The 21,618-nt window shown below is 42.9% G+C and carries 16 protein-coding genes and 1 tRNA gene; 3 read left to right on the forward strand and 14 right to left on the reverse strand.

Going from position 1 to position 21,618, the window contains the following annotated elements; genetic code table 11:
• The 3 genes from CZ794_RS14050 to CZ794_RS02160 form a co-directional block, all read right to left on the reverse strand.
• Positions 1-811 (reverse strand): hypothetical protein (locus CZ794_RS14050; protein WP_218778294.1); only part of this gene is annotated, 811 nt, incomplete at its 3' end.
• Positions 812-870: 59 nt separating this feature from the next.
• The gene (locus tag CZ794_RS02155) at positions 871-1,860 is read right to left on the reverse strand and encodes an OmpA family protein (RefSeq protein ID WP_087039999.1); all 990 of its coding nucleotides are present in this window, start codon (positions 1,858-1,860) and stop codon (positions 871-873) included.
• A 1,292-nt stretch (positions 1,861-3,152) separates the two neighbouring features.
• Entirely contained in the window at positions 3,153-4,016 is an 864-nt protein-coding gene (locus CZ794_RS02160) for a universal stress protein (protein ID WP_087040000.1), read from the reverse strand.
• A 374-nt stretch (positions 4,017-4,390) separates the two neighbouring features.
• On the opposite strand from CZ794_RS02160, the gene CZ794_RS02165 reads away from it, so the two are divergent.
• The gene (locus CZ794_RS02165; RefSeq protein ID WP_087040001.1) at positions 4,391-4,924 is read left to right on the forward strand and encodes a DUF2058 domain-containing protein; all 534 of its coding nucleotides are present in this window, start codon (positions 4,391-4,393) and stop codon (positions 4,922-4,924) included.
• A gap of 104 nt (positions 4,925-5,028) precedes the next feature.
• On the opposite strand, the gene CZ794_RS02170 is transcribed toward CZ794_RS02165, so the two are convergent.
• The 4 genes from CZ794_RS02170 to speB all read right to left on the reverse strand — a co-directional run bounded on the left by CZ794_RS02170 (position 5,029) and on the right by speB (position 11,116).
• Positions 5,029-6,534 carry an aldehyde dehydrogenase family protein gene (locus tag CZ794_RS02170; protein WP_218778295.1) on the reverse strand — a complete coding sequence of 502 codons (1,506 nt, stop codon included), beginning with the start codon at positions 6,532-6,534 and terminating at the stop codon, positions 5,029-5,031.
• Positions 6,535-6,799: 265 nt separating this feature from the next.
• Complete coding sequence (locus CZ794_RS02175) at positions 6,800-8,206, reverse strand: YjiH family protein (protein WP_087040002.1); 1,407 nt, start codon at positions 8,204-8,206, stop codon at positions 6,800-6,802.
• Positions 8,207-8,313: 107 nt separating this feature from the next.
• A complete protein-coding gene (locus CZ794_RS02180) occupies positions 8,314-10,032 on the reverse strand; it encodes a 5-guanidino-2-oxopentanoate decarboxylase (protein WP_087040003.1) in 1,719 nt (572 codons plus the stop codon).
• 115 nt (positions 10,033-10,147) lie between these two features.
• Entirely contained in the window at positions 10,148-11,116 is a 969-nt protein-coding gene (speB, locus tag CZ794_RS02185) for an agmatinase (protein ID WP_087040004.1), read from the reverse strand.
• Positions 11,117-11,321: 205 nt separating this feature from the next.
• Between speB and CZ794_RS02190 the strand changes: the two genes are divergently transcribed.
• Positions 11,322-12,221 (forward strand): LysR family transcriptional regulator, encoded by a 900-nt coding sequence (locus tag CZ794_RS02190; RefSeq protein ID WP_087040005.1) that lies wholly within the window; start codon positions 11,322-11,324, stop codon positions 12,219-12,221.
• Positions 12,222-12,228: 7 nt separating this feature from the next.
• Here CZ794_RS02190 and CZ794_RS02195 read toward each other — a convergent pair whose 3' ends face one another.
• From CZ794_RS02195 to CZ794_RS02205, 3 genes are all read right to left on the reverse strand, one after another.
• Complete coding sequence (locus tag CZ794_RS02195; RefSeq protein ID WP_087040006.1) at positions 12,229-14,040, reverse strand: potassium/proton antiporter; 1,812 nt, start codon at positions 14,038-14,040, stop codon at positions 12,229-12,231.
• 315 nt (positions 14,041-14,355) lie between these two features.
• On the reverse strand, positions 14,356-14,691 hold the full coding sequence (locus CZ794_RS02200) for a GlpM family protein (RefSeq protein ID WP_087040007.1): 336 nt from the start codon (positions 14,689-14,691) through the stop codon (positions 14,356-14,358).
• A gap of 186 nt (positions 14,692-14,877) precedes the next feature.
• Positions 14,878-16,548, reverse strand: coding sequence for an alpha-keto acid decarboxylase family protein (locus CZ794_RS02205; RefSeq protein WP_087040008.1), 1,671 nt, complete (start codon positions 16,546-16,548; stop codon positions 14,878-14,880).
• Between the two features lie 266 nt (positions 16,549-16,814).
• On the opposite strand from CZ794_RS02205, the gene CZ794_RS02210 reads away from it, so the two are divergent.
• Positions 16,815-16,889 (forward strand) — tRNA-Gly (locus tag CZ794_RS02210).
• Positions 16,890-17,024: 135 nt separating this feature from the next.
• Here the strand turns inward: CZ794_RS02210 and CZ794_RS02215 are convergent.
• From CZ794_RS02215 to CZ794_RS02230, 4 genes are all read right to left on the reverse strand, one after another.
• A complete protein-coding gene (locus CZ794_RS02215) occupies positions 17,025-18,320 on the reverse strand; it encodes a sorbosone dehydrogenase family protein (protein ID WP_087040009.1) in 1,296 nt (431 codons plus the stop codon).
• Complete coding sequence (locus tag CZ794_RS02220) at positions 18,317-18,745, reverse strand: DUF2231 domain-containing protein (protein ID WP_087040010.1); 429 nt, start codon at positions 18,743-18,745, stop codon at positions 18,317-18,319. The genes CZ794_RS02215 and CZ794_RS02220 overlap by 4 nt, the downstream gene beginning before the upstream one ends.
• A 686-nt stretch (positions 18,746-19,431) precedes the next feature.
• Positions 19,432-20,430, reverse strand: a complete 999-nt coding sequence (gene rluF, locus CZ794_RS02225; RefSeq protein WP_087040011.1) for a 23S rRNA pseudouridine(2604) synthase RluF — start codon at positions 20,428-20,430, stop codon at positions 19,432-19,434.
• A gap of 250 nt (positions 20,431-20,680) precedes the next feature.
• Positions 20,681-21,385, reverse strand: a complete 705-nt coding sequence (locus CZ794_RS02230; protein WP_087040012.1) for a hypothetical protein — start codon at positions 21,383-21,385, stop codon at positions 20,681-20,683.
• Positions 21,386-21,618 lie beyond the last annotated feature (233 nt).

Raw genomic sequence — 21,618 nt, forward strand, 5'->3', positions numbered from 1 at the left:
CATCAGCGTCTGCATCAGCATCAGCATCGGCATCAGCATCAGCATCAGCATCAGCATCAGCATCGGCATCGGCGTCAGCATCGGCATCTGCGTCTGCGTCTGCATCAGCGTCTGCATCAGCGTCGGCATCAGCATCAGCATCAGCATCAGCATCGGCATCGGCATCAGCGTCTGCATCGGCATCAGCGTCTGCATCGGCGTCAGCATCTGCATCGGCATCAGCATCAGCGTCTGCATCAGCATCAGCATCGGCGTCAGCATCAGCATCAGCATCAGCGTCTGCATCGGCATCTGCATCGCTGTCATCGTTATCATTATCGTCATTAGAGAAGGCAGCGGCAGCAAGGCCTATGCCTGCAAGACCTGCTAACCAAGGCAACGCATTAAAAGCGCCAGATTCTGCAGCCCCTATCCACCAAGGCGAAACCTGCGCATCTCCGCCCAATGATTGTCCTTGTATTTCACCTGCTTCCAATTCAGTAACATAATCAGTAACTTCACCAGTATCAGGAACATAGTAGTAATAACTACCATCTTCTGCGACCCCGATAAGCGCACTCTCAGTAGCGTCGTAGAATCCCTCAATAATCAGGTCAGGATCAACACTATCACTTTCAAAAGAGATCTGAAGATCTTGACCGATACGTTTAGTGATAATGTTATTTGGGGCGTAACCCGTCGACTCATCAAGAAACTCGTAGTTAATTTTATCGGTAGCTTGGATCACCGTAGGAGTACCGTCTTGTGTCACGACTGTATGTTCAGCAACGGTTGCGGTTTGGCCGTTTACCTTAATATTTATAGTGCTCATAACATCATCCTTAATTAATTCTAAATAAAATAAATATCGACTTAGAATAAAGCGTTAATTCAGTTGCCTTTTTCACTAACAGTGGCGACAACTCGACGGTTGTTTTGACGTCCTTCTTCAGTACTATTGGTATCAATTGGCATCGCCTCTCCGTACCCTACGGCACGTAAACGTGAAGGCGGCATACCATATTTATCTACTAAAATGTTTTTCACTGTATCTGCACGCTTCTGAGAAAGCTGTAAGTTATAGCTTTCAGAACCACGATTATCTGTATGACCTTCCACAGTAATATTGGTTCTTGGATAAGACTGGATAAAACTGGCCATGCCACCTAGCACAGCACTATTGTCGTTTTTCAAGTTCGCACTATCAAAATCAAATAACACACTGAACTGTTTTAATTCACTCGTATCTACTGGAGTATTTACTGTAGGTTTCTTAATTGGCTCTGTTGGTAGATTTTTATTTGATAAAGGCTGACTGGGTATCGTTTGACTTGTCATGCTACAGTCTGATGGCATACGACTGATTTGATGTGTCTGACGATTCGCTTGGCTCAATGATAATAAAGCGTCATTGACTGATACTTGCTGCAGAACAGGTTTTCCCATTGCTGCTAGGCTAACTTTTATATAAGTTGTTTTTTGAGGAAGGAATTGAAAACTTTCTGAATAAGAAACAATGTCGCCATTTTCTTTTAAGACCGACGCATTGATGATTTGTACGTTATCACAAATTATTTTTTCTGAGTAATGAGCGTTGTTTAGACTGGTTTGAAAAACATTGCCCCGCCCAATACCTATATTGATATTCTTTTTACTCTTATCATGGATATCACGAAAAAAAACAACTCTACGCTCATTTTCTTTTAGATCATTATCATTAGGCACACGAAATAATCCACCACTTTTTTCCCACCCAACTTGATTGACTCGCTGGGTATTCGCAGAGGAGAATTGCATTTTATCATTTGGTACAGTTTGACAGCCTACCAAACTTACCAATGTAAAAAATGTCGTCATTAATAGTGCATATTTACCATCCATGGCTTCTCATCCTAATAAAAGTCTAGTTTATGGGCATTTATTCTTATCTCATCCAATGTATTTTAAAAAAATATTTTCAGATAATACTTATAAAAAATATTGTAATATTTTTGTATCCTATTTTTTATAAATATAAACTGATTAAATTTTATTATATTCACATCAATAAATAATGCAATTTTAAAATATTAAAAATAAATGCTTAGTTCTTATATATAAATTGAGTAGATACTAGGATTATTAAGGCCTAAGGAACAAAAGAACTTATGTAAGGTAAATTGTAAAGAAACATTAAGACTACATTTCATATACTGAAGTCTTTAAATTATAATAAGTAAATAATCATAATAAACTTGCTTTTATTAGATAAACTTAATTATGTAGGAATATTAATACATTACGAATAATTTTTTACAATAAAGAAGCTTAATCCTATAGCTAAAGCAGTCGTCTACTATAATGTCTATACTTATGCCTTACCTTTCTGATACACCTAGAAGCACGATCTGCTCATTCAGTCATTGATAAAAGTTCTGAATGCTTCCAACTTGTTGAGTAGATTGACCATCCAATTGCGTATTAATCTATGTAAAACAAAGATAGAGAAAAAGAATATTGGTGATTAAACTGATTATCATCTCAACGAGATTAAAAAATCTATCATCGAAAAAATTATCTATCCAAATATTAGGACGCCCCTAAATTAATGACCTTGAAGCTAATGTAAGTTACTAGTCATGTTTAAAATAGATGTATTTATCACAATGGAAACGATAGGGCTTGAGGTATATGCGCGAAAACTATATCTTTTCTTAGATTTGCAAAAGCTATAGCGTAGTTAGAATAACTGTCTTGAGCGCCTTAATTTATAGGGTTTATCTCGTAGCAAATAAAAAAATTATATCGATATTTCTTATTTCTATAACGTCTTTCCTCTTAGACTTATGGTAGGAAAAAATATGGATTTAAAGTTACCGAAAGCCAGTCATTGACCGCTTTTTCTAATAATAGTTACATTTAAAAAAATAAGAAGCTCTGACTAACTACTCAGATACAGATTTCAAAAATCGTAATATTTTGTCTATATAATACTAAGCAAGTAACTGCCCTATTTAACTAAAATCAACGATCATAAATAGTTGGTTATTTAGTGTTAGCCATTAAAAAAGGCTACTGCATATCTACCACCAAAAAACGATGAAAGATACAGTAGCCTTTTTATAAGAACATAATTTTTTATAAGAATATATCTATACTTATTGTCGATCCTATTGATTTACATCATGCCAATATTAGCGCACTAAAATGATAGGAGACAAGGTGCTAGCAATAATTTCTGTTGTGGTGCTGCCCAAAAATAACTGCTGTAACTTTGAGTGCCCATAAGCACCCAACACCATCATATCAATGTCATTATCCATCTGAAATTCTAACAAGCCATTCACAGCATCAGAAGCGGTGACATGGTGAGCCCCTACGGCATAGCCAGCGGCTTCTAGTTGCGCGCCTGCCGCACTTAGACTCTGTTTGGCAGCATCATTGTGATTGCCCACCATGACGATATGACCTTGCATTCCCTTTAATACAGGGCTTCTTGCAACCATCCAAACGGCTTTGATGGCGGTTTTGCTACCATCAAAGGCAATCATATAAGAGCGTGGCTCTTTAAACGCTTCTGAACAAATTAAGATAGGCACCTCTGAAGCACGAGCAACCGTCTCTATTTGACTACCGATATTAATACGGCTGTTCTTATGGTCTTCGCCGCGTCGGCCCATGACGATGGCGCGGTTTTCAGCTTTGAAGTGCTCGATGGCAGGCAGTAATTTGCCATGTCGCTGATAAAGACGAACATCAACGTGTGCAAACTTCTCTTGAATATGACTTCTTGCGTCTTCTACCAACGCATTGCTATAACTGTTTTCTATTTTTGCTCTTTGCTCATCCAGTTGGGTCAACTCTTCTAATAAAAACTGGCGGCTATTGATGCCGATTGCCCCTGATAAGTCTCGTCTGGTAGAGACAGGAACATTGCTAACATGCATCAACCCAACGGGTAAATTCAGTTTGCTTGCATACCATGCTGCATAGTCACAAACCGATTCAGTCACTGCGGAGCCGTCAATACAAGCCAAAATGTGCTGTGAGGTTGTCATAATTCATCCTTAAATATGGTTGGTTAATCCTATGTCACTTTTTAGGTTGTTTTAGTTTATGACCAATTTATTTCGTACGATCAAAGCGCCTCCCTCATACGCTCTATAAAATACATTTGTTTGTTAACTTGATATCTTATTTGATAATAACCAATTTAGGCTACTTCATCCAGTCATGTATGTGTGATTGTGGCACCCTATTTGGCTTGTCTCTATGACAGCTAAACTTGTCTATTGACCATTTAAGTTTGATTTATCAATCCCATTTTGTCTTCCCCTAACAACATGCCATAACAAAGTTTGCTACAATGTGTTTTTTAATATTTATCATTCGATCATCAAGATTGAAGCATCGTTATTTAGGGGATAAAGAGATGGCAAAAAATGCCCTACAAGCTCAGTTATTAAAAGCAGGATTGGTGGACAGCAAAAAAGCCAAAAAAATCAGCAAGCAAACTGAGCATGCCAAGCGTACTGGCGACTCAGAAAGCATCGAGACAAAAAAAGCGTTGGCAGACGCACAGGCAAAAAAGCTAGAAAAAGATCAAAAGCTCAATCAAGAAAAGCAGCGGGTTTTAGAAGAGAAGATGCTCAAAGCCAATATCGTACAAATGATTAAGCAGCATCAAATCACCGACACAAGCGGTGAGGTCAGCTATCAGTTTGTAGATCATGCTAAGGTGAAGAAAATTGCAATCACTCAAAAGCTCTATGACCAAATTGTGGCTGGTCATGTGGTCATTGCACGATTAGAAGACAGCTATGCACTACTGCCTCGTCCACTGGCAGATCGCATAAATACAAAGATGGAAGGCTTTATTGTGGTCTCTAACGATACTTCAGAAGAAGCGTTGGCAGACGATGATCCTTATGCCGCTTATGTGATTCCAGATGATTTGATGTGGTAAAAGTCTCCTCCGATATACAACATCAAAAAAACCCTTTATTGAATAATCGATAAAGGGTTTTTCTATATCTACAGCATTGACTACTAATCGATATTTTTAATGTGTTAATGTGTGAGCAATACGTGTTTGCTTTTTTGATAGGCAGATAAGCCATCATTACCAAGCTCACGACCAATCCCGCTTTGCTTAAACCCGCCCCATCCTGCTTGTGGTAATACAATTTGTTGCTCATTAATCCAAATATGACCTGCTTGAATTTGTAGCGCCATCTTGAGAGCAGCCGTCTCATCAGCGCTGACAATGGTTGCAGCCAAGGCAAATTTACTGTCATTGGCTAAGTGAATCGCATCCAGATCCTCTGTAAACGTTTTACTGACTAAGACGGGACCAAAGATCTCTTCTGTCCACAGCTGACTGGTCACGGGCACATTGTGATAGATGGTTGGCGTGACAAAATACCCTGCTCGCGCCAATACTTTGCCACCCGTTAGGCACTCTAAATTTTCAGTCATGGCAATATCGAAGTATCTTTTTACTTGATTGAGCTGCTGTTCACTGACCAGCGGCCCCATTTGCGTGTCTGTATCAAAACCATCACCGATGGACAAGGCTTCTGTTTTTATCTTTAACGTTTTAAATAACGCGTCGGCAATATCTTGATGAACAAGCAATCTAGACGTCGCCGAACAGATCTGACCTGCGTTGGTAAAGATACCACTGATGATTAAATCGCAAGCATACTCAATGTCCGCATCCGCGCAGACAATGATGGCAGACTTACCGCCCAGCTCTAAGCTGATATCTTTGATACCTTTTGCTGCTTGGCTCATGACCTTTTCACCCACCGCATTACTGCCTGTAAAAGACACTTTGTCAATCATGGGATGACTGGTCATGCCAGCGCCCACCGCTGCCGCTCCCGGTAAAATATTCACCACGCCTTTTGGCAGATTAATAGCAGACAGTATGTTGCCCAGCATCAGCTCTGGTAATAGTGTCACCTCAGATGGTTTTAATACCAAGGTGCAGCCTGCCGCCAGTGCAGGTGCCAGTTTCCAAGCGGTAGTGACCATAGGGAAATTCCAAGGCACAATCAAGGCACAAACCCCAACAGGGGCATACGTTTTTAATAAGCGAATACCTGTTTCATTGGTCTCGACCTCAGCCCAAGTCTCTTGCTTGATAATGAGCTGAGCATAATAGCGATAACAAGCAATGGCATCGCTGACGTCTATCTTTGCCTCTTCAATCGGCTTACCGTTATTTAACACGGACAAACCCACCAAGGTATCAAACTGCTCTGTCATCGTGTCTGCAATGGCCTTTAGGTAATGCGCACGCTCACTTACGCTTGTCTGTGACCAACTGGCATAGGCGGTAGCAGCAGCGTTGGCAGCAGACTCTACATGTTCTTCGCTACACAAACGAGTGGTGGCAATCACCTCTCCTGAATTGGGATCATACAATGCATGTTCGCTATCAAAATCTGTATCAGATGCTTCAATAGTCACCCAAGCACCGTCTATATATGCTGCATTTAGGACAACATCGTCACGAACGGTTTGCGTTGCCATTTCTCTTGTTAGAGCGTTTGTGTCTGTTGTTTTCATATCATCGATTGCCTTATGTTATGTCATATTCAACCAGCTGGGTTGTGTAGACTATTTATACTTGTGCTGCTCATGTTCAAAGCGTTGATTGACCTAGAGCGTGTCATCATTTAGATGGCGAGTATTAAAATGAGAAAAATTGAAGCAAAACAAGGAAAAAATGACAGAGAATATAGGTATATTCACGGAGTTTTTGACGATGTTTGGCAAAATTTAGCCATTTTAAGGCCGCTAAATCATTAAATGTGCTAATTGATGACATGCCCTAATACAACAGATGCGCAACTGAGGTAATCACGACCAAACTGATAAGCGTCCGCAGCATAAAAATCCCAAACAGCTCCAATATATTAAGCTTGATATTTGATTTTAAAATAAGCGCGCCCACTTCAGACATATAGATAATCTGAGTGATAGAAGCAGCACCAACGATAAACCTTGTCATTTCACTCTCGATACTTTTGCCCACCAGTGCTGGCAGATACATATCAGCAAAACCCATAATCATCGCAGGCGCCGCTTTTGTGGCCTCTGGAATTTGCAACCATTCAAGCAAAGGCACAAGCGGCGTGGCTAACCAATTAAAGACAGGAGTGTATTCTGCTAACCCAAGACCAATCGTACCGATAGCGAAAACCACTGGAATCAGCCCAAAATAAATATCAAATAAGTTTTTGGTGCTACTTTTGAATACTTGACCAAGCCTTGGCATAGACTGCGCACGAGTCACAGCACGATTGACCGCCCATTGATACGTGGTGTAATGCGCTGGTGTCTCTTCGTCCAGCATACTTTTGCCAGAATGGTACGTATCAGGCTTCGATGATAGTGGTGGTATACGCGGCATAATAATGGCAGCGATAAACCCAGTGAGTGCAATGGTCAAATAAAAATAGACGAAGTTATTGTCCACGCCGATGGTCTTTGCCACCACATAAGTAAACGCGATCGAGGTGACGGAGAATGTCGTTGCGATAATTGCCGCTTCGCGTTGACTATAATAGCTTTTATCATACTGCTGCATCGTCACTAGCAAGCCAATGGACGCGGCACCAAACCAAGAGGACATGGCATCCACTGCCGAACGCCCGGGCAGATTAAAGAGCTTAACAAAAAGCTTACTCGATAGCGTACCCAAAAACTCCATCAAACCAAAGTCAGTCAAAAACGGCAATAACAAAATGGCAAAAAAGAACAAAGGAATCAAAATAGGAATCAAATCTTCAAAAATCACACCGCCAGTATTACGGCTAATGATAAATTCAGGGCCGACTTGTAAAAAAATCATCCAAACAAAAGCCATCCCCAAAATCCGCGTCACCAACCAAAACCAATTCACATCAAAAAGGTTTTTGACCAAACTGCCTTCACGTAAATTGGGCTTTAATACCTTTACTGCCAACGCCCCTATACAAGAGGTCGTCACAAGCGCCATGACCACATAAACGACATAGCCACCCAGCAATGCTTGCAGAGTATCTGTTAATACGCCCAATAAAATCGTGACTTTGCCATCCCACTGAAACGGTATAATAAATAAAGCAATACCGAATGCAGAAAACAGTAAAAACTTCCATAGTGATGCACGCCATTGCTTTTCACTTAGCGACTCTGAATCGACAGCATCTTTCTCTAAAATCGACTGTTGCGACTTATCCATATAGTTTGTCATTCAATTCCTCCTTGATAGGCGACCATCGCCAATTTATCCATCTTGCTGCCTGACCACTATCTAACGTTACTACTACTTAAAGATTGCTCCCAAAACCTATCATCTCATTAGGTAAAACACGCAAAATCCTTGCCCATTTCCGTCAGGAACGCATCCGATTCATCAATCTCATAAATAATCGGCTGCTTACCTTTGGTGTCTGTCTTCAGCGCATCCAGTAATTGCTGCTTATCTGTGATTCTGCGATATCCTGCCCCAAACCCTGCGGCTAATGACTCAAAGTTTGGCGTCTTAATATTGACCCCGATCAGTGGCAATCCGCCCTCTTCCATATATCGTCGAATCTCGCCATAACCTTGGTTATTCCATAATAAGACAATCAATGGCAGCTCAAGCTCTGCCGCACAGATGAGCTCAGCAATGGTAAATTGAATACCGCCATCACCAATCAGGCTGACAACGGGCACCTTTGATCCAATCATTGCCCCAATGGCAGCTGGCAAGCCATAACCTAAGGTGCCAAACCCTGTCGATGAGTTGAACCATCTACGAGTCGAGAGCGCCTCAAAGCCAAGATTGCCACTATAAACAGGCTGGGTTGAGTCGCCGACGAAGATGACGTCTTCTACTTCATCTCGAATCAGCTGAAGCAGTGCATTTTGACCAGCGAAGTCTGGGGTTATCTCTTTCAAAAGTGCTTGTTTTGCGTTGTTTACTCGTGACAATGCCTTATGATCCAGTGCTTGATGATCGAATGCCTGTCCTTTTAGACGCGCACACAAACCACTGATGGCCAATTGTGCATCGCCCAATACGGCGATATCTGCTCTAAATGGACGCTGTAACTGGGCAGCGTCACAGTCGATACGTATCAGTGTGCCATTGATACGAAACCCACCATTAAAAAACACGTCGTAATCGGTTTCGCCAAGCTCAGTGCCGATTGCCAATACCCAATCAGCCTCAGTAATCACAGCACGACCTGCTGCTAATGACTGATTGCTGCCCAGACTTAATCGATGACGGGGTGGCAACAAACCTTTGGCATTGATGGTTAAAAACGTGGGCGCGTCTATCAGCTCGGCCAGTTTTTGTGCGTCCTGATCGACATCGACGCAGCCACCACCGTAGAGCAACACTGGGTTTTTCGCTGTTTTTAATGATTCGATAATCAGATCTAATTGCGCAGGATTTGGCAGTGGTCTCATGATCTGTGGTAAGGATACGTGGTCTGCTGACGTATTCGAGCGTGGCGGTTTTTCGACGTGACTGGCATCAGCAGTGATGACATCGATGGGTAGCTGGATATGGACTGGCCCTGGACGTGCGCCGTTAAATAATGCAAAGGCTTCGGCTATGACTTTGGGTAATGATTCAGGCTGCCAGATGGTTTTGCTTGTGAGCGCGACCTTACTCACCATACCTTGCTGATCGTGCAGCTCATGCAAATGCCCTTCACCACTGCCTGTGTCTTTTACTTTATTCACACTAGAGATGATGAGCATCGGTATTGAATCCGCCAAGGCTTGTGCCATTGCCGTCATGATATTGGTCATACCAGGGCCTGTGATGATAAAACACACGCCGATCTTGCCAGAGGCGCGGTAATAACCATCCGCCATAAACCCAGCCCCTTGCTCATGACGCGGTGTTATGTGGCGAATCTTAGTATTAGGTAGACCGCGATACAGCTCGACTGTGTGCACACCTGGTATGCCAAATACAGTCTCGACTCCGTAGTATTCTAACCACTGGACGAGCAGCTCACCGCAGGTCAAAGACGAGCGCGTAGATGATAGCGAAGGCGATTTTATAGAGTGCGTCATGAGTCAGTCATCCTAAAAATTTTAATAGTGTTCAAATAACTTGTTTAGCGTCATAGCTGAACGACAATTTATCTACTTATAAAAGGTCATTTACTGCCTTTATCACAAGGTACGATTAATAAACGGCTTTAACCTTATCGTCATAGCGCACGCCCGGTAATATACATAGCATCTCAAACAGTAAATTTGCTGCCAGCACCGAGGTGTTTCCAAAAGGATCATAAGGCGGTGATACTTCCACCAAATCGCCGCCCACCACATCAAGACCACGCATACCGCGAATGATTTCGATGCCTTGAGTGGAGGTAAGGCCACCGATTTCGGCAGTTCCAGTACCAGGGGCAAACGCGGGATCAATACCATCGATATCGAAACTTAAATAAACAGGACCGTCACCTAGTTTTTCGCGTACTTCTGCCATCAAGGGCGCAAGCGATTTGTACCAGCACTCTTCAGCCGGTACAACTCGGAACCCTTGCTGCGTTGACCAATCAAACTCTTCGGCACTATAACCTGTACCGCGTAAGCCAATCTGTACTACGCGATTGCCGTCAATGAGATTTTCTTCAACAGCGCGGCGAAACGGTGTGCCGTGGGCAATTTTTTCACCAAACATATCATCGTTGATATCAGCATGGGCATCGATATGTACCATGCCAACTGGGCCATGCTTTTTTGCAAGCGCCCGCAAGATAGGCAGTGCAATGGTATGATCGCCGCCTAGTGTCAGCGGGACAGCACCATGCTTGACGATTTTTTCAGAATAGAATTTTTCGATGATATCGACGCTTTTTAGGAGGTTAAACGTATTGATAGGCACATCGCCGATATCAGCGACTTGTAAGGATTCAAAGGGCGCAGCACGCGTGGCTACGTTATAAGGACGAATCATGCGTGATTCATCGCGAATCTGTCTTGGGCCCAATCTAGCCCCGCTACGATTTGACGCGCCGATATCTAGAGGGACACCCACAAAAGCAACATCTAGTCCTTCTGCATCCGCTTGCGTTGGCAGGCGCATCATGGAGGCGAAGCCGCCAAATCTTGGCATATCATTGCCGCTCAGTGGTTGATTAAATTTCATAAATCACATCCTTGTTCAGGTTTTCGAAATAGACGATCTTTCGAGATAGACAATTTGTTGTATGTCTCGACAATACCTAAATAATAGAAGGTAGACCATGGTAAAATTCAGAAGTAAACTTCTGATTTTTCGTAGTAAATCGGATTTAACCGTTATTATTAGAAGTTTATGCAACCAAATAAGCTGTGATAAGGCGCTATTATCAATGCTAGATGAACTCATAAAAATAGACATCAAAACCCTGCGTAGCTTTATGGCCATCGTAGAATGTCAAGGAGTAACGGCCGCTCAAACGCGTTTGAATGTGACGCCCTCAGTGATTAGTGGTCATTTAACACACCTAGAAGATCGTTTAGGTATGACACTCTGTCATCGTGGTCGAGGAGGATTCAAGCTGACAGAAGATGGCGCGGCCGTCTACGAAGCTTGCTTGAGCTTCACTGAAGCGGTTGCCAGCTTTCAGCATCAATTACACTATATTCGGCAATTAGATTCTGTCCGTGGCGGTCACATTCGACTGTGTTTGACGGATCAAATGCCCACGTTTTTTTATGATGCACTCAGGCAATGCCTTGCTGGTAGCTATCGCACCAATCCATTGATACATTTTTCTATTGATGTGCAAAGCCCAGAAAACATGCTGGATAAGCTGTTGGGCAATGAGAGTGATATTGGGGTAGGATATTTTGGCAGTTTTCCGCCGTTACTGACTTTTCAGCCAGCTTTTATCGAAAAACAAGTCGTTTGCTGCGGTCACACGCATCGCTTATTTTATGAGTCAGATACGCTAACCTTTCACGAGTTGGAACAAGACTATCCATGGATCAAAAGAGGCTATGTGACTGATCACAGTATCAATCACATTCGCCCTAAGACGTTGAGTGCCACCACTTACCATATGGAGGCAACCGCGCAGCTGATTCTTGCAGGTCACCATGTTGGCTACCTACCGCATGATTTGGCAACGCGTTATGAAGAGATGGGCTTGATGAAAATCTTGCTGCCCAGTGAAGCAAGTTATGATGTCAAGCATCACTGGGCCTATCGAGAAAACCTGCACAAACAAGTCGCAGATTTTTTGAGTAAAATGATACATCTATTATAAACAGTTGTTATACCGTTGCTGGTAATTCCGTATGCTTAAGACCAATGGTTCTTAGCTTGCCTTTATCATCGACCTCCTTGATGACCAACGCCCACTCTTCACTGATTGCCACGGTATCACCTGAGACTGGCGCGGTACCCAAACTCCCTTTGACATACTCAGCGACGGTTTGATCCCACATACTTTTTTGAAACGTTTCATCCTCTTGCTCGGCATGATTCGCCTGCGATTTTAAGCTTTCTACAAGCGTCTCAGACTCCATGATGTCAGTGAAGAATGGCAAATCGCCAAGTTTGACACTGGGTGATAACAACCAATCGCCATAAAAATCATCAATGACTTTTCGATCAAGCGTTGTGTCATTAAAAATATTGGCAATTTTACTGGCATGATTACCGCGCATCGCATACCACACGCTATCACCAAACTTCAACTTCGTGTCTTCATTGACGACAACGATTTCTTGTTTACGCAACAAGGCAAACACGCTGATCTCGTCAGGGCTGATTCGACGCGAGACATCCATTGGATGACGACCAATCGCAAATGCTCCTGATTGAACCTCAAACTCATAAAGCGTAATACTTGCCTTATCTGATACCCACACCTCAAGCTCTTCTTTTGGATCCTTATTGGTTGGAATACGCACTCTGAAGAGATTGGCCATAAAAGGAATGGTCATGCCTTGTAAAATCAAGGACAACACTACCACCCCAAAGGCAATATCAAACAGCATAAAGGCATTATCTATTCCTGCCATGACAGGCAAAATAGCAAGGGTAATAGGCACCGCACCGCGCAAACCAACCCAAGAGATAAAACCAATTTCTCTGTCTTTAAACTTAAAAGGTTTGACACTTGTATAAACAGCAATCGGACGCGCAACCAAAATCATAAAGGCGGCAATTGCCACTGAATAATGCCAGACATTCAGGACATTGGACGGCGTCGCCAACAGACCTAACACCACAAAAAGCACTGCTTGCGACAACCATGCAAAGCTGTCCATCACTCGCATGACATGCTCTGTTGAGCGTACTTTGTGATTGCCAATCAGCACGCCTGTCAAATAAACCGCCAAAAACCCACTACCGCCAAGCAGATTGGTTGCGGCAAAGACCGCCAAACCTGCAGACAGTATCAAGATGGCATACATTCCTTCTGCCAAATGCAGTTTGGGCAATAAGCGCGCCAACAGATAACCGAATAGCAAACCCATCGCTAAACCGAAACCTAATTGTTGTAACAACAGTATTAAAAAGCCGACAGCCGTCTGACCTGCAGGATCGACATTTAGAGCAATTAAACCTGTGACTAACAGAATCGCCAACGGATCGTTGGCACCAGATTCTAATTCAAGCGTGGCTTGAACACGGTCATTGAGCTTAACACCGCCATTACGTAACAAAGAAAAAACTGCTGCCGCATCGGTTGAGCCTACGATGGCTGCCATCAAAAGACCAAATCGCCAATCAACATCGAGCAGCCAAGTGACAAATACCCCCAATACTACGACCGTTACCAGTACGCCCCACGTTGCTAGGGTAATCGCAGGCTTGAGACCGACGCGAAACGATTTAAAAGAAGTACGCAAACCACCATCTAGCAAAATACATGCTAAAGCCGCTTGTCCAACAAAATTGGCAAGTCCATACTGGGAAAACTCTATACCCAAGATGCCTTGCTCGCCCGCCAACATCCCTACTATTAAAAATAACAGTAATAGGGGTACGCCCAACCTTGCTGATAAAGTGCTTGCCATGATACTGGCAAAAATCAACAATGCCCCTACGAGATATAGGATATTTAAGGTATCCATTTTTTTAAGCCCTATTTTTATACATTATATTGCGTTGAATTATTACAATCAGGTCTGCTTTATTTTACGACTGATCATTTTCGCGTCTTAATACCAAGATGACAGTAGGGTTTGTATCCCACTATCAAAAATTTTATTATTATTTTGGAGTGTCCTTAAGAATAACACTTGCAACCAGATTTTGAGAAATTATCTATCTCAGATTCATACTTTCTTTTGCTCTGTTTGGTGCGCTGTGATTCAGCACTGACTCTGCGCTAATCAAAATACAAATTAATGCCACTGTTTAATAGCATGGTATTGATTGCCATCAAGTTAAGATTGAATATATTGCCACGTCATTACCAAAATCGCGGCAGCGATGATCCAAGCAATAACCCCTAGCATTAATGCTTTGTATAAGCTGATGTAGTTAATCCCCACAAAGACCACAAGCGTATAAACAAGATGCGGTATGACTCCCAATATACTAAAGATCAACGCAACCTTTAAATCAGCTTGGCTACGCTCAGTACCAACGATAAAGTGACTGATCAAAGCAAAGGTGGGGAAAAGCGGCGCAAGTGCTGCCAAATAAAAAAAGCGGGTTTGTGCAAATAGTTGAATCACCAATACCATCACAGCACCAATAAGCATTTTTAGCCAAATCATAATGGGTCATCTCCTGTTAAATGCCAAAGGCTAAAATATCCGAACTGCCATGATACTAAAGTATGCAAACTGACATAAGAGGCATATCGACTTAGTTGACCCGCATTGTAAAAATAATCAAAAACCCCCATCTGGTCTTCTAGCCAAATGGGGGTTTTGTTTTACAATTAAAGCGATTATCAGTGTTTAATCGGCTTTTGGTTTTAGCGCTGCGCTGATATCAGCCAGCAGTGGCGGGATATCGTGCTTATCTGCCATCACTTCTATCATAACCAGTTTGTCCGTGGTTTCAGAGGCTTTTATGAGAGCAGATTTTAACTCGCCAGCCGTTTCTACCTTTAGCATCAAGCTGTTGTCTTCTGTGGCACCAAAGGCTTGTGGGATTAGCTGCCAATTACATTTTGGAATGTCATTGTAGTGCTGGTTTTCACCATGGATCGCTCGTTCAACGGTATAGCCGTCATTATTTACCAGTACAATAACTGGATTGATACGCTCTTGAATCATCACAGCGATTTCTTGCACAGTTAATAGGGCTGAGCCATCACCAATCAGTAGAACGCTACGTTTATCTGGTGAGGCAATAGCAGCACCCAAGCTGGCAGGCAACGTGTAACCAATTGAGCCCCACATTGGCTGACCATAAGAGGTTACGCCTTCTGGCAAGCGCACATCGCTAATACCAAAATACGCTGTGCCTTGCTCAGAGAATACCAAGTTATTATGATCTAAACGCTCAGCAATAATATGCCAAAGATCATCTTGGCGAATAGGTTCATCGTCTTTGCCATTCTGCTCATGCGGTTTGACTGGCTCACAGAAGGATTTTGGTACGATATTGATGCCAGAGGTCATCACTTCATGCACAGCTTGCAAGGCGTCTTTTAAAGCAATGGGTGCAAAATTTTGACCACTGATAGAGGCGCGCTCATAATGCAGATCCACCACCACATTTTCATCAATGTCTTGGCTAAATCCTGCCGTGGTCGTATCGGTATATTGCACACCAATTTTGATCAAACACTCACAGTTTTCTACAGCGTCCTTAACGATGGGACGGGATGCCACCCCAGCATATGTTCCTGCCCAACGATCGCTGTTTTCATCCAATAGCGTCTTGCCCCACGACAGCGTTGTATAAGGAATATCAGTATCCGCAATCAGTGCTTTTAGCTGGTTTTGCAATCCCAAACGATGCACCATCAAATCTGCCATGAGTGTCGTGGTTTTGTTTGGTAAAAATTCTATCAGCGCTTTTTTAAAATCTGATAAAGCCGCTTGACTGGTGATGTCTTCTTGGCTGTCATCAAGTTTGGTCGTTGGTGGATAAATGGGCTGACGCGCCACATCAGGCGATAGTAATAAATAACCTGGACGATGCTTTTTGAGTATCACACGAATCACGCGGTCAATCTCTGAGGCCGCGTTTTCTGGTGTAATATGCGCCCGCGCGACCGTCACAGGCTCCACCATTTTGATAAAATGGTTAAATATGCCGTCACCCAAGGTATGATGGATGCGGCTTTTTGAATCTTGCAATGCTGTATTGGGTGCACCTACCACGTGCAATACAGGAGCATACTCAGCAAAGGAACCAGCGGTGGCATTGATAGCGGACAGCTCCCCTACCCCAAAAGTGGTTACCATCGCAGCAAACCCGCGCTCACGTGCGTAGCCATCAGCCGCATAACCTGCATTGAGCTCATTGGTGTTACCCACCCAGCGCAGCTTGTCAGAGGCGACAATGTTATCTAAAAAAGTTAGGTTAAAATCACCAGGGACACCGAATATTTCAGTCGCACCCGCTTCCGCGATACGATCAAACAGATAATCAGCGATGGTATATTGTTGGCTCATTCCTTTATCCTTATGACTCATTATTATAGGGGTCGATATTGTTTATATAATTGAAGTGAATTATAAAAGGCATTCCAGCTTATTTATTTCCATCAAAGCTTTTGGAATACATAATATAATAAACTGTTATAACATATATCAAGCCTTGGATGACATGCTTGTTTTACTAAGTTTATTTTTTTTCGTCATAAGTGTTGACACATAAAAAAAACTGCGTATAATACCTCGTCATCATCTAGACGATAGATTGTTTATCAGATGATTTAGCGGGAATAGCTCAGTGGTAGAGCATAACCTTGCCAAGGTTGGGGTCGAGAGTTCGAATCTCTTTTCCCGCTCCAAATATGGCTTGAAAAAGCACTAAAAGCCTCACTACTTATCAAGTAGCGAGGCTTTTTTTTATCTAATTTTTAAGGGGTGTTCAGTTTCCTGCATGAGTTAGGGCAACTCACGCAGGAAGTTTTTTCATATACCACTTATCGTGTTGGTGTTACTCGCCAGATGGTATTAGACAGATCATCAGCGACAATGAGTGCTCCTTTCGGATCAACAGTCACCCCCACTGGTCGACCAAAAGTCTTGTCATTTTCACCCTGAAAGCCCGTAACAAAGTCAATCGGATCTCCAGCGGGTTTGCCATTACTAAATGGCACAAAGACAACATTGTAACCCGCTGGGTCTGAACGGTTCCAACTACCATGCTGACCAATGAATGCCCCTTCTGTGAATTTGCCACCCATGGTTGCCGTTGAGAACGCTAGGCCTAAAGGCGCTTTGTGCGATCCAAGGCTATAGTCTGGAGCAATTGCAGCAGCGACCATATCAGGTTGCTGCGGTTTAACTCGCGTATCGACATTTTGTCCCCAATAGCTGTAAGGCCAACCATAAAACTTACCTTCCTGAACCGAGGTCAAGTAATCGGGTACCAGTCGTGGGCCAAGCTCATCACGCTCGTTGATGACCGCCCATAACTGGTCAGTGCCAGGCAGGATAGCCAACGCCGTTGGATTACGCAGTCCTGTTGCGTATGGCCTGTGAGCGCCAGTCTTGGCATCAATCTCCCAAACTCTAGCGCGATCCGCCTCTACATCCAATCCGTTTTCAGTAATGTTACTATTGGAACCAATGCCCACGTACAGGAATCTACCATCTGGGCTGGCCGTCATTGCCTTAGTCCAGTGATGATTGACCATGCTAGGCAGGTCGGTGAGTTTGCGTGGCGCCCCACTAGCAGTCGTCTGACCCGTCTGATAATCGAACTGTACCACCGCATCCTGATTGGCGACGTACAGTTGATTACCGATTAGCGCAAGACCATAAGGCGCGTTTAAATTCTCAGCAAATACAGAACGTGTCTCGTAAGTACCATCACCATCCTTGTCACGCAGCAGAGTCAGACGATTACCGCTTTTGACCGAAGTCGTCCCCTTTCCTTTAAGATAACCTGCAATGAAGTCCTTGGGACGCAGCTTGGGCGCGTTACCGCCCTTGCCCTCAGCTACTAGAATGTCACCATTAGGCAAGATCAGCGTCTGCCGCGGAATCTGCAAATCAGTGGCAATGGCTTCGATTTTGTAGCCTGACGGTACGACAGGTCTATGATCACCCCAACCTGCGGGCTTAGCAATTTTCAAGGTGGGTACTAGGCCACGTTGCGCTTCAGGCAAAGTCGGATTGGCACCCAACTGTTCTGCATCGCTTACATTATTTTCGCCACATGCACTTAAAAGAGCAGCGACTAAAGCGATCGATAAAAGATTGAGTGGTTTCATCTTGCACCTCCAACACGCCAGCTAGCAAGGCCAATCCAAGTGGCAATACAGGCTAAGACAACAGTGATAACAGATAGAATCAGCCCGGTCGGCATGCTGGCCCAGACATCCTTTGCATGAATGAACGAGTTGATGATACCCAGCACGAAGGTCGCCAGCAGCAACAGAAAATAGATAATTGGTTTACCCATACGATCATCAGCGCGAACCAGAGAAAAAATTGAGCCTAGCCAAGCTAAGCCATTGAACACTAACGCACCTATCAGCATCCAAGAAGCGAAGTTCTTCCATTGCAGCTCATAGCTTGACCAATAGGCATAATCGTTGAGTAAGACTCCAATAAACAGAGGCACCATTCCAGCCAAAAAAAACGCATACAACGGGTGCAGCGTTGTGCCGGAGTGGCGGGCATCAGCACGAATCATGGCAGTTTCCTTATTTCTTATAAACGAGGATCGATTGACCACAATTGCTTTATCGGTTCGAACCACGCTTGAGGGAATATAAATTCTACGAAATAAAAACGTACCTTAAAACTTATCCAAGCCAATAGCACTCTTTAGCCTTTTTTCAAACTGCTTCCTGAAAATCAGTCATTTATTAGCTCTTAGGTCTGTCATTGGTTTTTAGGCCAGTTATTAGTTCCTAGATAGGTACCAAATATAGTGAGCGCTTCTGAAGACCCTGTAAAGTTAAACTTGGTAAGCTAATAGCTCGATGGTGAGGTTATTATGTACAGAAAACGTGTATAGCTTCTATCTTGCATTTAAATTAGCAACCATTAAAAAGACAAAGATAGCGAACCAAAACGGTACTATTTTTGCCACTGTAAATTAGCGCTGCGTAACGGCGCAAACGTGATCTGATTGGGAAAATAAAACCAGTCAAGGAAGCTTATTGTCCTACTATTTTAAACCCTAAGCGCTGATTTTGAGAGTTATTACTCAAGTATCTACAGTTGCAAAATCCCTCCCACACCCACCTTCGAAAGTATTAAATTACTTGACCAACACCATCAAATTGCAAAAAAAATCCAAACAACGTAACTTGTTTGGATTTTTTGTAGCATCTCTAAAAATAGAGCTTACACATTTGACGAGCATATACTAACCTATGGTTTTGAAGACCGCTTCGTCCCTCGGCCTTTTGCAGGACGCTTGCCATTTGTAGTAGGCCTACCATTGCCACCAGTCTTTTTACCATTACCAAAAGGACGACCAGCACTCCCTTTAGACCCTGCTGGTTTTTTAGCACCGTCATTGGGACGTTTGCCACCTGTCTTTGCTGCTCCCTTAGATTTTGCCGAGCCTTTTGATTTTGAAGAGTTGTCATTGTGAGTATTTTTTCGGGGAGCATGACGAGATTTCTTCCCTGGATTGCCGACATCAGAAGAAGAATCTTCCACAGCTTTTAGCAGGACAGACAACTCTTTTGGCGTCAGGTCACGCCAATCTCCAACTGGGAGACCTTTAAGGCTGACATTCATAATCCGCGTACGCTCAAGCTTGACAACTTCGTAACCAAAGTGCTCACACATACGCCTGATTTGACGGTTCAAACCTTGCACTAGCGTGATGTTAAATACGGTGGGCGCCACCTTAGTCACTGGGCACTTTTTTGTCATCTTGCCAAGCATGGGCACGCCGCCTGCCAAACCTTCAATAAAACTATCCGTGATCGGCTTATTCACCGTCACCAAGTATTCTTTTTCATGATTATTGCCAGCACGCAGTACCTTATTTACCAAGTCGCCATTGTTGGTCAAAAAAATCAAACCTTGGGAGTCTTTATCCAAGCGACCAATCGGAAAGATACGTACGCCATGTCTCACAAAATCAACGATGTTGTTTCTCTCAGAGCTTTCTGTCGTGCTCACAATACCCACGGGTTTATTTAGTGCAATAAAAACAAAATCATCGGCCTCGCGTGGCTCAATAAGCTGTCCATTCACTTTTACCGCATCTCCAGCCACCACTTGCGCGCCTACTTGAGCACGCTTGCCATTGATGTACACATTGCCTTGTTCGATAAAGCGATCAGCATCGCGGCGAGAACAAATACCGCTCTCGCTGATGTATTTATTTAAACGAGTCGAGGAATTGTTAAACATAAAACACCGTTTTTACCTTATAAAAAGCTTGTTTTGCTAAAAAAAAGCCTGAATTAAATGGATTATTAGCAACAAAATGGCTCACACTAGATGGGAAGTTTAGCCCCTATTTTTGAAAGAAATGCGCATCAAATTAAAAATATACTCACAATTGCATGAATTAGTATGGCGTCAAAAGCCATTATTTATGACGTCAAAGATTCAAAAAACGCATTTCAACTCAAAAATCTTCACCAGTTTGGATTTGGCACTATTCCGCATCATCTAATAACTTGTTCAGCGCTTCCACCATGGCATCATCTATGATGTTGTTTTCTACATAGCTTACGATCTCATCCATGGTCGTTAGATCCATTTCACGAATACCTAAGCTCGTGAGCTGCGCATTAATAGACGTTAAGCTGTCATTATCTTCAGAACTCTCTAATAGATTCTCTTCGAATCTGGCTCTGACGAACCAATACATTTTTTCTAATACTGTTTCTTTTTTGGTCAACGTAGAATAACCATCGCCATAAATGAACAAATTAAAATGATAAGGTATTTCTACCTCATTAATAAAAAAGGTACGCTGACATTCTAACGTATAGGCTTGAAGCTCTTCATTCTGAGCCTCTTCGCCCTCTGCATGATCTTCATCATATTCAATCGACTCTTCTATCAACCCGCCAAATAGCTGATAACCACCTACTTTGATTTTGTGATTATAAATGATACTCGCATCTGCGATCGCATCAAAAATCACAGCGCTAACATCCAAGGTATGATTGTCAATATCATAAAAGGCTTTTAGCGCTGGCAAAAACTCAGTCAGCCTATCTTCAGGAACTTCAATCAGAAATTGCTGCTCATATATTTTGACCATATCCTCAGGTGCGTAAGTGTTGGCCGTATTAGTCTCGTTTCTGCCTGTCGGCTGTAGTGGTAAAAAATTATATGGATTGCTATCGGTCATTTGATACTGCCTTTTTATATGATGAGCTTATGAGCGTATTGTCTCTTATTCAGACACTTTTGGATATACCGTTATCAAAACACAAGGATAATATCTCTCATTTAATGACTAGTCGCTGAGTATATTTACATTTGGAGTATGACGTTTAAGAAGTAGGACGAAACCTAAAGATAAATGACAAAAATTTTCGTCAGCGCTTTTGCGAGATGTTTTATGATTAATCAGTGTTTTAT

Source organism: Psychrobacter sp. JB385, from assembly GCF_900163785.1.
Taxonomy (GTDB): domain Bacteria; phylum Pseudomonadota; class Gammaproteobacteria; order Pseudomonadales; family Moraxellaceae; genus Psychrobacter.